The sequence below is a fragment of the Amycolatopsis mediterranei genome (assembly GCF_026017845.1).
GTDB lineage: Bacteria > Actinomycetota > Actinomycetes > Mycobacteriales > Pseudonocardiaceae > Amycolatopsis > Amycolatopsis mediterranei.
In genome coordinates, this window is sequence record NZ_CP100416.1 from 2256959 (window position 1) to 2269445 (window position 12487).

11 protein-coding genes and 1 pseudogene are annotated in these 12487 nt (G+C 73.6%); 5 read left to right on the forward strand and 7 right to left on the reverse strand.

The features are described 5' to 3' along the window. Nucleotides 1–82 precede the first annotated feature (82 nt). On the reverse strand, nucleotides 83–703 hold the full coding sequence (locus tag ISP_RS10770) for an enoyl-CoA hydratase/isomerase family protein (protein WP_013223909.1): 621 nt from the start codon (nucleotides 701–703) through the stop codon (nucleotides 83–85). After that, a complete protein-coding gene (locus ISP_RS10775) occupies nucleotides 700–1293 on the reverse strand; it encodes a TetR/AcrR family transcriptional regulator (RefSeq protein WP_034284248.1) in 594 nt (197 codons plus the stop codon). The genes ISP_RS10770 and ISP_RS10775 overlap by 4 nt, the downstream gene beginning before the upstream one ends. Before the next feature lie 53 nt (nucleotides 1294–1346). On the opposite strand from ISP_RS10775, the gene ISP_RS10780 reads away from it, so the two are divergent. Continuing rightward, nucleotides 1347–1700: an arsenate reductase family protein gene (locus ISP_RS10780; protein WP_013223911.1), complete on the forward strand. Its 354-nt coding sequence runs from the start codon at nucleotides 1347–1349 to the stop codon at nucleotides 1698–1700. Here the strand turns inward: ISP_RS10780 and ISP_RS10785 are convergent. Beyond that, complete coding sequence (locus ISP_RS10785; protein WP_013223912.1) at nucleotides 1697–2908, reverse strand: threonine synthase; 1212 nt, start codon at nucleotides 2906–2908, stop codon at nucleotides 1697–1699. The genes ISP_RS10780 and ISP_RS10785 overlap by 4 nt on opposite strands. Nucleotides 2909–2938: 30 nt before the next feature. On the opposite strand from ISP_RS10785, the gene ISP_RS10790 reads away from it, so the two are divergent. Next, on the forward strand, nucleotides 2939–3718 hold the full coding sequence (locus ISP_RS10790; RefSeq protein WP_013223913.1) for a DUF1295 domain-containing protein: 780 nt from the start codon (nucleotides 2939–2941) through the stop codon (nucleotides 3716–3718). A gap of 103 nt (nucleotides 3719–3821) precedes the next feature. Next, nucleotides 3822–3977, forward strand: a pseudogene (locus tag ISP_RS10795) (carbon-nitrogen hydrolase family protein); the annotation flags it as partial. Nucleotides 3978–4208: 231 nt separating this feature from the next. Here the strand turns inward: ISP_RS10795 and ISP_RS10800 are convergent. From ISP_RS10800 to ISP_RS10810, 3 genes are all read right to left on the reverse strand, one after another. Then, nucleotides 4209–5018, reverse strand: a complete 810-nt coding sequence (locus tag ISP_RS10800) for an SDR family NAD(P)-dependent oxidoreductase (protein ID WP_176742184.1) — start codon at nucleotides 5016–5018, stop codon at nucleotides 4209–4211. A gap of 92 nt (nucleotides 5019–5110) precedes the next feature. Continuing rightward, complete coding sequence (locus ISP_RS10805) at nucleotides 5111–6004, reverse strand: LysR family transcriptional regulator (RefSeq protein ID WP_034284256.1); 894 nt, start codon at nucleotides 6002–6004, stop codon at nucleotides 5111–5113. Then, on the reverse strand, nucleotides 6004–7257 hold the full coding sequence (locus tag ISP_RS10810) for a cytochrome P450 (protein ID WP_013223916.1): 1254 nt from the start codon (nucleotides 7255–7257) through the stop codon (nucleotides 6004–6006). The genes ISP_RS10805 and ISP_RS10810 overlap by 1 nt, the downstream gene beginning before the upstream one ends. 109 nt (nucleotides 7258–7366) lie before the next feature. Here ISP_RS10810 and ISP_RS10815 point away from each other — a divergent pair, with 109 nt between their 5' ends. Both ISP_RS10815 and ISP_RS10820 read left to right on the forward strand, forming a co-directional pair. Beyond that, complete coding sequence (locus ISP_RS10815) at nucleotides 7367–8095, forward strand: alpha/beta fold hydrolase (protein ID WP_013223917.1); 729 nt, start codon at nucleotides 7367–7369, stop codon at nucleotides 8093–8095. Between the two features lie 242 nt (nucleotides 8096–8337). Continuing rightward, entirely contained in the window at nucleotides 8338–11583 is a 3246-nt protein-coding gene (locus tag ISP_RS10820; RefSeq protein ID WP_013223918.1) for a tetratricopeptide repeat protein, read from the forward strand. A 97-nt stretch (nucleotides 11584–11680) separates the two neighbouring features. On the opposite strand, the gene ISP_RS10825 is transcribed toward ISP_RS10820, so the two are convergent. Next, nucleotides 11681–12463, reverse strand: a complete 783-nt coding sequence (locus ISP_RS10825) for an L-histidine N(alpha)-methyltransferase (RefSeq protein WP_013223919.1) — start codon at nucleotides 12461–12463, stop codon at nucleotides 11681–11683. Between the last annotated feature and the right edge of the window lie 24 nt (nucleotides 12464–12487).

Here is a 12487-nt window from a genome sequence, read left to right on the forward strand (position 1 = left end):
CGAGCCGTGCGCCGCCGGCCCATCCGCGACCACCCGGAACTGTCGGTGGTCCCCGGTAAGCTGGATACCGGGGGCCGGAGGCCTACCCCGCCCGCAACGCCGCCACCGCCGGTGCGAACATCGTCGCCTTGATCGCGCCCAACGTCCCCCGGTCCTTGCCCGCCAACGCCGCTACCCGCTCGCGAGCCACCTTCACCACTTCGCCCTCCGCCGCGACCTCGTCCACCAACCCGATCTCCGCCGCCTCCGAGCCGCCGAACCGGTGCCCGGTCGTCATCGAGGCGATGGCCGCCGCGGGGGTCAGCTTGCCCTGGATCAGGGCCGCCATTCCCGGCGTGAACGGGATGTTGATGTCCGCCTCCGGAAAGCAGAAATAGCCGCGGTCGCTGCGCATCACGCGGAAGTCGTGGGCCATGGCCAGCATGGCGCCCGCGCCGAACGCGTGACCGTTGATCGCCGCGACCGTCGGGACCGGCAGGGTCAGCATCCGCGCGAGCAGCTCCTGGACCTCCGCGACGTACCCGGCTGCCTGGTCGCCGTGGGCCGTCAGCCATTCGAGGTCGAGGCCGTTCGAATAGAACTTGCCGCCGCCGGTGGTCACCAGGGCGTCCTCGACGTTGTCCAAAAAGGAATGGACGCGCTGCAGCCAGTCCGGGGAGAACCGGTTTTCGTCGTCGCCCAAGTCGAGCACGGAAACGGTCACGGTCGGTCCTTTTCTCGAGGGGGCACGGTCAGCACCGCCCGCACCGCGGCGGCCAGCCTTTCCCGCACCAGTGGATCGGTGATGTCACGCCGGAAGAACGCCGTCGGCAGATCGACGACGCACGTCGTGATCACCTCGACCGCCAGGCCGTCGCCGCGGTCCCAGAGCCCGCGGGCGAGCCGGACCAGCAGGCCGACCAGGCGTTTGTCCGCCGCGTGCAGGGCTTCCGCCAGCTCTTCGGGCAGTTCCGGCCCGAAGAGCCGGTCTCCCCGCACCGACAGCAGCATCCGCGCCCCTTCAGGACGCCGGGACGCGAACACCGCGGGCGTGTCCGCCGCCGCGACGACCGCCGCCACCGGCGACGAAGCCTGGTCCACGAGCGAGGTCTGGAGGTCGAGGAACGCCGTCGCCGCGCGCAGCCAGACCCGGGCCCGCAGCGCGCTGAGCGACCCGAACGCGTGGTAGATCGTCCCGTTCGGCACGCCCGCGGCCGCCGCCAGGCCACGCACGGTCACCTCCGCCGAGGAGGCGATGAGCCGCTCGGCGACGTCGAGGAGCGCGTCGAGGTCGTGGACGCGGGGGCGGGGCATGCCGAGACCGTAACAGAGCACGTGCTCCAAAACCAGGGCGGTAAGCTGCCGCCGTGGAGATCTGGATCAACCCGGCGTGCTCGAAGTGCCGGTCCGCGGTGTCGATGCTCGACGAGGCCGGCGCGGAGTACACCGTGCGCCGCTACCTCGAGGACCCGCCGACGGCGGCCGAGCTCGAAGCCGTCCTGGAGCGCCTCGGCCTCGAACCGTGGGACATCACGCGCACCGCCGAGCCCGTCGCGAAGGAACTCGGCCTCAAGTCCTGGGGTCGCCGGCCCGAAGACCGGCCGAAGTGGATCGACGCACTGGCCGGGCACCCGAAGCTGATCCAGCGGCCGATCATCACCGCCGACGACGGCACGGCGGTCGTCGCGCGCGACCCCGAAACGGTGCGCTCGGTCCTTTAAGGAATCGCGTCACCCTTGGCCGGCAGTGGGACGTCCAGCGGCACCGTCTCCGGGTACTTGATCCCGGCGCCGGTGTTGAGCACGACGACGTCTTCGTCGCCCTCGAGCCACCCGGACTCGCGAAGGTGCCGCAGCGCGGCGAAGCACGCGCCGCCCTCCGGGCAGACGAAAGTGCCTTCCCGTGCGGCCAGTTCCCGTTGGGCCGCAAGCAGTTCGTCGTCGGTGACGGCGATCGCGGTGCCGCCGGTCGCGTACACGGCGTCGAGCACGAGGAAGTCGCCCAGCGCCTTGGGCACGGTGATGCCGAAGGCGACCGTCCGGGCGTCCGGGAACGGCGTGCTTTCCCGCTCGCCGCGCGTAAACGCCGAGACGATCGGTGCGCACCCGGTGGCCTGGACAGCGACGAGCCGGGGCAGCGGACCGGAAACCCAGCCCAGCTCCCGCATCTCCAGCAGGGCCTTGTAGATCCCGATGATGCCGACGCCGCCGCCGGTGGGGTAGAGGATGACGTCGGGCAGCCGCCAGCCGAACTGCTCGGCGATCTCGTACCCCATCGTCTTCTTGCCCTCGATGCGGTACGGCTCTTTCAGCGTCGAAACGTCCCGCACTCCGGGACGCCGCGAAACCGCCCCGGCGACGAGCTTGCCCGCGTCGCCGATGAGACCGTCCACCCGGTACAGCTCGGCACCGGCGGCGACGCACTCGCGCATGGTGATCGCCGGGGCGTCGGCCGGCATCGCGACCAGGCTCGACAGCCCCGCGCGCGCCGCGTACAACGCCCAGGCCGCGCCGGCGTTGCCGTTCGTCGGCATCGCGATCCCGCGCACGCCCAGTTCGGCCGCCCGGGAGACGCCGACCGCGGCGCCCCTGGCCTTGAACGTGCCGGTCGGGATCAGGCCTTCGTCCTTCATCCACAGGCGCGACAGCCCCAGCTCGCGGCCGTAGCGCGGCAGCCGCAGCAACGGCGTCATGCCTTCGCCGAGGCTGACGACGTGCTCGGCCGAGCGCACCGGCAGCACCTCGTGGTAGCGCCACAGCGTCGGCTCGCGCCCGGCGATCTCCTTCGGCGTCACGGTTTCGCGGACGCCGTCGAGGTCGTAGCGCGCGAGCAGCGGCGCGCCCGCCGGGGAGAGGCCCTGGACGACGTCGGCGTCCAGGCGTTCGCCGGTCCGGGAACACTCGAGGTGGCTGAGGAAGGAGTACGGCACGGCGCCGATCCTAGGTCCTAAGGTGAGCACATGGACGCGCTGCGGGTGTGCCTGTACGTCTTCGCCGGGGTGACGCTCGGTACCTGGCTGGTGTCGGTGCTGACCAGGGAGTATTCCTGGGTCGACCGGATCTGGTCGATCGTCCCGGTGGCCTACGTGGGGATCTTCGCGGGCGCCGCCGGGTTCGCCGACACCCGGCTCGACGTGATGTTCGCGCTGGTCGCGCTGTGGGGCGCCCGGCTGACGTTCAACTTCGCCCGCAAGGGCGGGTACGCGCCCGGCGGCGAGGACTACCGGTGGGCGGTGCTGCGCGAGCGGATGGCGCCGTGGCAGTTCCAGCTGTTCAACTTCTTCTTCATCTCGCTGTACCAGAACGTGATCCTGCTGCTGATCACGCTCCCCGCGTTGACCGCGCTGGAACACCCCGGCGGCTTCGGGGCGGCGGACGTCGTCGTCGCGGTGGTGTTCGCCGCCTTCCTCGTCGGCGAGACGGTCGCCGACCAGCAGCAGTGGCAGTTCCACCGCGAGAAGCACGCGGGCCGCGCGTCGACGCGGTTCCTGCAGGCCGGGCTGTTCCGCTACTCGCGGCACCCGAACTTCTTCTTCGAGCAGGCGCAGTGGTGGGCGGTCGCCGCGTTCGGCGTCGTGGCCGGCGGTCTGCAGTGGACGGTCGCCGGCGCGGTCTTGCTCACGCTGCTGTTCGTCGGCTCGACGCGGTTCACCGAGAGCATCACGAAGTCCCGGTACCCGGAATACGCGGACTACCAGCGGCGGACGTCGGCCGTGGTCCCGTGGCCGGCGCGCGGATGACGGTCGTCGCCGCGCTGCAGCTCGCGACCGGGGTTCCCTGGAGCGGATCCTCGCGTTCGAGGACGAGATCCGGGGCGCCGACCTGGTGGTGCTGCCGGAGGCGGTGCTCGGCGGATACCCGGGCCGGACGCCGTTCGTCGAGTACTTCCACGCCGCGGTGACGGTGCCCGGTCTCGAGGTGACCGAGCTGGCCGGGCTCGCGGCGCGGACGGGCGCAAGCCTGGTCGTCGGCGTCATCGAGCGCGACGGCTCGACCCTGTACAGCACGGCCGTCTTCCTCGACCCGGAACTGGGGCTGGTGGCCAAGCACCGCAAGCTGGGAGGCGGAGGGCCTGATCACGGCGGAGATCGACCTCGACGAGATCGTCGCGGCCCGGAAGAGCCTCGACGTGTCGGGGCACTACGCGCGGCCGGACGTGTTCTCGCTGACGGTGGACGAGCGGCCGCGGGACGGCGTCACCTTCCTGCGCTGACGCCGTCCCGCGAGGGCTCACACCGCCAGCCGGCCACCGTCCACCGGGAGCACCGCGCCGTGGACGAAGCTCGCGTCGCCCGCCGCCAGGAAGGCGATCGCCGCCGCGATCTCCTCCGGGGCCGCCACCCGGCCGGCCGGGCCGGCCGCCGCCAGCTCGTCCAGGCCGTCGCCGAACGACGCCGTGCCCTCCGTGCGGGTGGGGCCGGGGCTGACCGCGTTGACCCGCACGCCCGACGGACCGAATTCCGCCGCCCACGCCTTCGTCATCAGCTCGATCGCCGCCTTCGACGCGCCGTAGGGCGCCATTCCCGCCATGCCTGCTGACGCGACGATCGTGGACACGTTGACGATCGCGCCGCGGCCGCGCGCGGCCATTTCCGGCGCCAGCTCGGCGACGAGGTAGAACGGCACCTTCACGTTCGTCGTGAAGACCGCGTCGAAGTCCGCCTCCGGGAAGCCCGAAGTCGGTCCGGTCGGGAACACGCCGGCGTTGTTGACCAGCACGTCGATCGGCCCACCGACCTCTCGCGCCCGGGCGGCGAGGGCACGCGCCGACGCGGCGTCCTTGAGGTCCGCCGCGACGAAGTCGGCCTTGCCGCCCGCCGCGCGGATGGTCTCGACGGCCTCGGCGCCGCGCCCGGCGTCCCGGCCGGACAGCACCACGTGCGCGCCGAGCCCGGCCAGCGCGATCGCCGTCGCGCGGCCGATCCCGCTCGTCCCACCGGTCACCAGGGCCGTCGACCCGGACAGTTTTGCAGCTCCTTCGGGGGTCCGGGTGGCGGAGCCCCCGGCCCGGGGCGAAGCCCCGGATGTCACTGCAGTCATGCTCAGCTCCTTCGAAGCCGGGGTGTGTCCCCGGTCCCAGAGTTCAAGCGAGACCGCCCGCAAATCCCTTCCGGGTGCGCCTTCGGCCCTCCTTATGCCCCCGATCCGTTCCGCCGATGGTCTTCCAGCGCCGCGACGAACTCGGCGACGTCCCGGCGCCGCGACGTCGCCGGCCACACGGCCCAGGTCCGCCGGACGATCGGGTTCCCGGCCAGCGGCACCCAGCGCACGGTGTCCGGCAGCGGGTACGGCCACTCGGGCGGGGCGAACGCGTACGCCCCGCCCGCGCTGACCGCCGGGATCTTGAGCTCGACGATCAGCCGCTGCTCCTCCGGCACCTCCGGCCCGACGTCGAGGCCGTGGCTGCGCAGGATCGCGGCCAGCTCGTCGTACCAGGCCGGGCTGCCCGCGCGCGGGAAGGCGAACCACTCCAGGCCGGCCAGGTCCTCCAGCCGGACCGGCGAGCCCAGCTTCTCCGCCAGGTCCGTGGCCAGCAGGACGCCGACGTCCTCGGTGACCACGAGCGCCGCGTCCAGGTCGGGCCCGGCCGGGCGCTGGCGGACCAGCCCGACGTCCAGCTCGCCGGCCCGCAGCGCGGCCACCTGGGCCACCGACGACAGGTGCCGGGCCTGCACCCGCGTGTCCGGCAGCCGCGCGAGCGCCGAGGGCAGCAGGTCGGGCGGCAGTTCCAGGGGCACGCCGACGCGCAGCACGCCGCCGCCGGCCGCGGTGTGCCGGGCCATCGCGGCGAGCGCCTGGTCGAGGCGCGCGAGCACGGCCCGGGCCTCGGCGAGCAGTGTCGTCCCGGCGTCGGTGACCTGCACGCCGGTGCTCGTGCGCACCAGCAGCCGGACGCCGAGCCGCCGTTCGAGCGCGGTGATCGTCTGGGACAGCGCCGGCTGGCTCACGTGCAGCTGCCGGGCCGCCTTCGACATCGCGCCCGCCTCGACGACCGCGACGAACGCCCGCAGCTCCCGGATCTCCATCAGCGGGCCCACCGGATCGGCAGCGACTTGAGGCCGTTCTGGAAGTTCGACCGCAGCCGCACCGGCTCGCCGGCGAGCTCCACGAACCCGAGCCGGTCGAGCACCGCGTCGAACATGGCCCGCAGCTGCACCCGCGCGAGGTGCGCGCCGAGGCAGAAGTGCGGGCCGTGGCCGAAGGTCAGGTGGTCGTTCGGGGTGCGGCCGATGTCGAAGGTGTCCGGGTCGGGAAACACCGCGGGATCCCGGTTGGCCGACGAGAACCAGACCACCACCTTGTCCCCGGCGGAAATGTCCACATCGGACAGCCGGACGTCGGACACCGCCGTGCGCCGGAAGTGCATGACCGGCGTCCACCAGCGCAGCATCTCCTCGACCGCCGACGGCAGCAGCGACCGGTCGGCCAGCAGGCGCCGGTACTCCGCGGGGTGGGAAAGCAGCGCGAGCAGTCCGCCGGGCAGGCCGTTGCGCAGGGTTTCGTTGCCCGCCACGGAAAACAGCCAGAACAGGTTCTCGAACTCGGCGAGCGACACGCGGCCGCCGTCTTCGCCGACGTGCCGCATCAGGTTGCTCATCACGTCGTCACCCGGGTGCTCGCGCTTGTACTCGCCGAGCGCGTTCGCGTACGCGTAGAGATCCGGCATGCCCGCGCGCGTCCGCGGGTCCGGCATCGAGCCGTCCGGCCCCGGCGACGGGCGGACGGCGAGCGCGGCCCGGGCGAGCTCGCTCACCTCGGCAACGGAAACCGTCGCGCTCACCGCGTACTCGGCGTCCTGGTAGCCGATCACCCGGTTGCTCCAGTCGTACATCAGCCGCCGGTCCTGCTCCGGCACGCCGAACACCCCGGCCAGGGTGCGCAGCGGCAGGTCGGCGGCGACCTGCGCGAAGTCGCATTCCCCGCGATCGGCGACCGCCGCGACGAGCTCCCGCGCCCAGCTCTCGATCTGCGAAGTCAGCTTCGCGATCGCGCGCGGGGTGAACGCCTTGGTGAGCAGCCCGCGCAGCCTGCCGTGCTCCGGCGGGTCCATGTTCAGCATCATCCGGCGCACGTAGGCGAGGTCGGCCGCGTCCCGGATCTGCGTTCCGCCGAGCTGCGAGGAGAACACGCCGGGCTCGCGCAGCACCCGCCGCACCTCGGCGTGGCCGAGCACGGCCCAGAAGTCGTCGACGCGCACCACCGGGCCGGCGCGCCGCAGCCGCGCCAGCTCCTCGTACGGGACACCGCGCACATAGGTGTCCGGATCGGTGATCGTCACCAGCCGACCCTAGCCTCGGCCACTAGAATTTTTTCGGGGGCTCGGGTGGCGAAGCCCCCGACCTGGGGCGAAGCCCCAGATGTCACCGACAGTTTGGGAGGCTGCGCGGATGGACACGCTCAACATGCGCACCGGCGGCAAGGGCGAACCGGCCGTCCTCCTCCTGCACGGCCTCGGCGCGACCGGCGCCGTCTGGAACCACTTCGCCGTCCAGCTCGACCGGCGCGTTCTCGTGCCCGACCTGCCCGGACACGGCCCGTCCGCACCGCTGCCGCACTACAGCTTCGCCACGCTGGCGGAGGCGGTCGCGCGAGCACTGCCGGACGGCGGGCCGCTGGTCGTCGCCGGGCACTCGCTGGGCGGGGTGCTCGCGCTGGAGCTGGCGTCCGGCCGCTACGACGTCGAGGTCGCCGGCGTGCTGGCCCTCGGCGTGAAGGTCGAGTGGAGCCAGGACGACCTCAACCGCGCGGCGTCGTTCGCGGCCAAGCCGCCGCGGGTGTTCGCGACCCTGGCGGACGCCGAGCAGGCCTACCTGAAGGTGTCCGGGCTGCTCGGCATCGCGCCGACCGATCCGGCCGGGCTTCGCGAGACCGAGGGAGGTTGGCGCCTCGCGATGGACCCGGCCGCGTTCGGCCTCGGCGCACCGGACATGCCGGCCCTGCTGGCCGGGGCGCGCTGCCCGGTGGTGCTCGCCGCGGGGGAGAACGACCCGATGAGCCGCCCGGAGCAGCTGCGGGCGCTCGACCCCGACGCCGTCACGCTCGCCGGGCTCGGGCACAACGCCCACGTCGAGGACCCGGCCGCCGTGCGGGCCCTGCTCAAGCGCTTCGGCGTCTGAGGAGTCCGGGACGCAGCCGTCGTACCCCATGCGACGGCTGCTCCGCGAACCCCTCGTCACCACCGGACGCGAGAAAGCCTAGGAAAGCGTGGTGGACGAGCGCCTGTACTGCTCCTCCCCGCCGCCGTCACCGTCCGTACCTGCGGAAACGGTTATCTTCGCCGATCGGTGGTACAGCTCGGGCGGCACGATCGTGATGCTGGAGAGGTACGTTCCGCTCGGGGACGCAGGAGAGGACGCCTGTGGACGAAGGCCTGTCGTTCGCCGGATGGCTGCGGGACCGGCGTGCCCTCGCCGGCCTCACCCAGGCCCAGCTCGCCGACCGTGCGGGAGTGAGCCTGCGCGCGGTGCGCAACGCCGAGCTCGGCAGCGTCCGGCGGCCCCGGCCGGAGACGGCCCGCAAGCTGCGGGAAGCGCTGGCCGAAGCCCCGCCGGAGCCCGTGCGGCTCGGCGTCCTCGGCCCGCTGACGGTGACGCGCGGCACCGAGGGCGTGGAGATCGGCGCGGAGAAGCAGCGCCTGCTGCTGGCGCTGCTGGCCCTGCAGCCGAACCGGACCGTCCGGCGCGAGGACCTCGTCGACGTCATCTGGGACGAGCCGCCGCCGTCGTGCCTGGAGCTGCTCCACACCTACGTCGCGCGGCTGCGGCGGGCGCTGCGGCCCGCCGACCTCATCGCCACGGACAAGGGCGGCTACCGGCTGGCCGTCGGTGAGGACGAGCTCGACCTGCTGCGCTTCGAAGCCCTCCTCGCCAAGGACGCGTTGAAAGAGGCCCTGGACCTCTGGCGCGGCCCGGCGCTCGCCGACGTCGAACGGCTGCGCCAGCACCCCGCCCGGCTCGCGCTGGCCATGCGGCGCGCCAAGGCGGTGCTGGCCTACGCCGCGGTCGCCGACCCCGAAGACGCGGCGGTGCAGCTGCGGGTGCTGACCGCCGAGGAGCCGCTGAACGAGTCGGCGCACGCCAAGCTGGTGCTGGCGCTCGCCGCGTCCGGGCGCCAGGCCGCCGCACTGGCCGTCTTCGACGAGGTGCGCCGGCGGCTGGCCGGCGAGCTCGGCCTGGAACCCGGTCCCGAGCTGCGGGCGGCCCAGCGGCAGGTGCTGCGGCAGGACTTCGCCGCGCCGGAGCCGCCGGCCCGGGTGCCGGCACAGCTGCCCGCCGACGTCCCCGGCTTCCGCGGCCGGGCCGCGCAGCTGGCCGAGCTGGACGCGCTGCTGCGGCGCGACGACGGCGACACCGGCGCGCGCATCGCCGTCCTCTCCGGCACCGGTGGGGTCGGCAAGACCGCGCTCGCCGTCCACTGGGCGCAGCGCGTGCCCGCGGAGTTCCCGGACGGCCAGCTCTACCTCGACCTGCACGGCTACGGCACGGTTCGGCCGGTGGACCCGGGCGACGCGCTGTCCGGGTTCCTGCGCGCCCTCGGCGTCCCGGGCGCGGACATCCCCGCCGAGCCGGACGAGCGCGCCGCGAAGTTCCGCACCGCGCTCACCGGGCGGCGGATGCTGCTGGTGCTGGACAACGCCAACGCGGTCGGGCAGGTCCGCCCGCTGCTGCCCGGCTCGCCCACCTGCCTGGTGCTGGTGACCAGCCGGGACGCGCTGCCCGGGCTGGTCGCCCGCCACGGCGCCCGGCGGGTGCTCGTCGACCTGCTCACCGAGGCCGAAGCCCGCGACCTGCTCCGGGCGCTGCTCGGCCCGCGCGTCGACGACGAACCCGAGGCCGCCGCGGCGCTGATCGGGTACGCCGCCCGGCTGCCGCTGGCCCTGCGGCTGGTCGCGGAACTGGCGTTGAGCCGGGAAGGGGAGCGGCTCGCCGCCCTGGCCGCGGAGCTGGCCGACGAGCGGCGGCGCCTCGACCTGCTCGACGGCGGCGGCGACCCGCTGACCGCCATCCGCGCGGTGTTCTCCTGGTCCTACCGCAACCTCGCGCCCGACGCGGCCCGCGTGTTCCGGCTCTGCGGCCTGCACCCGGGCCGCGACCTGACCCCGGCCGCGCTGGCCGCGCTCGCGGGGGTGCCCCTGCTCGAGGCGGAGCGGCTGGCCGGCGCCCTGGTGCGGGCCCACCTCGCGCAGCAGACCGGCGACGACCGCATCCAGCTGCACGACCTGCTGCGCGTCTACGCGGCCGAGCTCGCGGCCGTCGACCCCGCCGAAAGCCGCGAGGCGCAGGAGCGGCTGTTCGACTTCTACGTCTCCTCGGCCGGCCAGGCCATGGACGTCGTCCTGCCGCAGGAACGGCACCTGCGGCCGCGCGTGCCGGACCCGGACGTCAAGGTGCTCGACGCGCAGGCATGGCTGGAGGCCGAGCGCCGCAACCTCCTCGCGGTCGCCGCGCACGCGACGCGGCACGGCTGGCCGGACCACCTGCGGCTGTTGTCCGGGATCCTGTGGCACTACCTCGACGTCGGCGGCTACCACGAGGAAGCGCTGGTCCTGCACACGCACGCGTCGGCGCTGGCCCACCACGCCGGCGACCGGGTGGCCGAGGCCGAGCCGCTGATCCTGATCGCGGTGGGCCACTGGCGGACGGGCCGGTCGCCGGAGGCGCTGCGGTACCTGGAGGAAGCGCTCGTCCTCGCCCGGGAGACCGGGGACTGGCGCACCGAGCTCCACGCCGTCAACACCCTCGGCCTGGTCTGCCGTGCGCTGGGCCGGTTCGCCGAGGGGATCCGGTACTCGACCGAAGCGCTCGCGCTGGCCAGGAAGACCGGCGACCGCACCAGCGAAGGCCTGGTCCTGGTGGTGCTCGGCTGTTCCTGCCGCGGCATCGGCCGGTACGGCGAAGCGATCGGTCACCTCGAAGACGCGCTCGCACTGGCGCGCGACATCGCCGACCGCACGAGCGAGGGCTACGCGCTGGTCAACCTGGGCGACTCGCTGTCGGCGCTGGGCCGGCACGACGAGGCGGTCCGGGTCCTGAACGAGGGGCTGGCGCACCTGCGGGCGATGGGCGTCCGGGTGAGCGAGGGGTACGCGCTGGGCATCCTCGGCGACGTCGAGCACGCGCGGGGCCGGTACGCCGAAGCCGCGGCGCACCTGGAGCGGGCCTTGGAAATCGCGCAGGAGACGGGAAGCCCGCCGAATCGCAGCGTCGCGCTGAAGCACCTGGGCGATGTCCGGCTGGCCGAGGGCCGGCCCGAGGAAGCGGCCCAGCACCTCGAAGAGGCGCTGAGCCTGGCCCGCGAATGCGGTGACCGCGGCGTCGAATCCCGCGTGCTCAACAGCCTGGGCAGCCTGTCCGCCGCGCGCGGAGCCCCCTCGGAGGCGCTGCGGTACCACCGCGAAGCCCTGGCCGTGGCGAAGGAAACCGGCTGCCGTCCCGAACAGGGCCGGGCCCACTGCGGGCTCGGTGAAGTCCACAGTGGACTAGCTGACCCGGAGGCCGCGCGCGAGCACTGGGAACGCGCGCTGGCCTGCTACGCCGGGGAATGCGTGCCCGGCGCGATCCGGGTCCGGAACCACTTGACGGCCCTGGAGTGCGTCACGAGGTGACCGGGATCGAGGGCGGCGAGGTCGCTTTCGAGCCGTTCGAGGTCCCGGTCGACGACGTCGGTGCTGCCCGCCAGGCGCGGCCGGGGGCGCCGGGCGATCACGGCCGGCTCCCGGTGGCCTTGAAGAACGCGTAGTGGAAAGTGCCGTCTTCGCGGGCGGTCCGGTGCAGGTCCGCGACCCCGTGGTCCCAGCGGTCCTGTGTGATCAGCCCGCGGGCGACGGCGGTCTCGCCGACGCCTTCGACCATCGCGGTGAAGGTGTCGCGGGTGAACCCGGCGACCAGCCCGGGGCGCGACGCATCGACGTAGACCGTCCGCGGCTCCACGGTGACGTCGCCGAACCCGGCGCCGGTCAGCAGCGGGTGGAGGCGCCGCCCGATGAGCCCGTCGCCGCCGGCGTCGGCCTGCAGCCGGACCAGGCAGTCGATCGCGGCCTGCGCGTGCTCGCTGCGCGGGTGGAAGAACGCCGAACCGTGGTCGCCTTCGATGACGGTGATCGTGCCGCCCGGCCGCAGCAGGGTCTTCAGGTGCGCGAGGGCTTTCCCCGGCTCCGTCAGGTGTTCCAGCACGAAGCAGACGAAGACGTGGTCGTACTCGCCGTCCAGGTCGAACAGGTCGGCTTGGCGGAAGTCGACGCCGCGCACTTGCTTTCGTGCCTGGGCGAGGGACGCGGCGGAGACGTCGACCGCGGTCAGGTGCGCGCCCGGGCTGCGGGCCACGAGGTGGACGGTCTGGGCGCCGACGCCGCAGCCGGCCTCCAGCACCCGGCTCCCGGCGGGGTAGGCCGTTCCGGCGTGCAGGAGTTCGGCGAGGGTGTCGGCCTGGTCGCCCAGGCGGCGGGTCTCGGGGTCGGTGTACCCGTGCACGTAAGCGGTGTCCATGAGCCCAGCGTGCTGCGACAATGG

What these genes read in the sequence shown, in the direction of transcription:
- ISP_RS10805 (WP_034284256.1), bottom strand. Translation starts at nt 6,004, where the DNA reads ATGGAGATCCGGGAGCTGCGGGCGTTCGTCGCGGTCGTCGAGGCGGGC.
- ISP_RS10815 (WP_013223917.1), top strand. Translation starts at nt 7,367, where the DNA reads ATGGACACGCTCAACATGCGCACCGGCGGCAAGGGCGAACCGGCCGTC.
- ISP_RS10790 (WP_013223913.1), top strand. Translation starts at nt 2,939, where the DNA reads ATGGACGCGCTGCGGGTGTGCCTGTACGTCTTCGCCGGGGTGACGCTC.
- ISP_RS10825 (WP_013223919.1), bottom strand. Translation starts at nt 12,463, where the DNA reads ATGGACACCGCTTACGTGCACGGGTACACCGACCCCGAGACCCGCCGC.
- ISP_RS10775 (WP_034284248.1), bottom strand. Translation starts at nt 1,293, where the DNA reads ATGCCCCGCCCCCGCGTCCACGACCTCGACGCGCTCCTCGACGTCGCC.
- ISP_RS10800 (WP_176742184.1), bottom strand. Translation starts at nt 5,018, where the DNA reads ATGACTGCAGTGACATCCGGGGCTTCGCCCCGGGCCGGGGGCTCCGCC.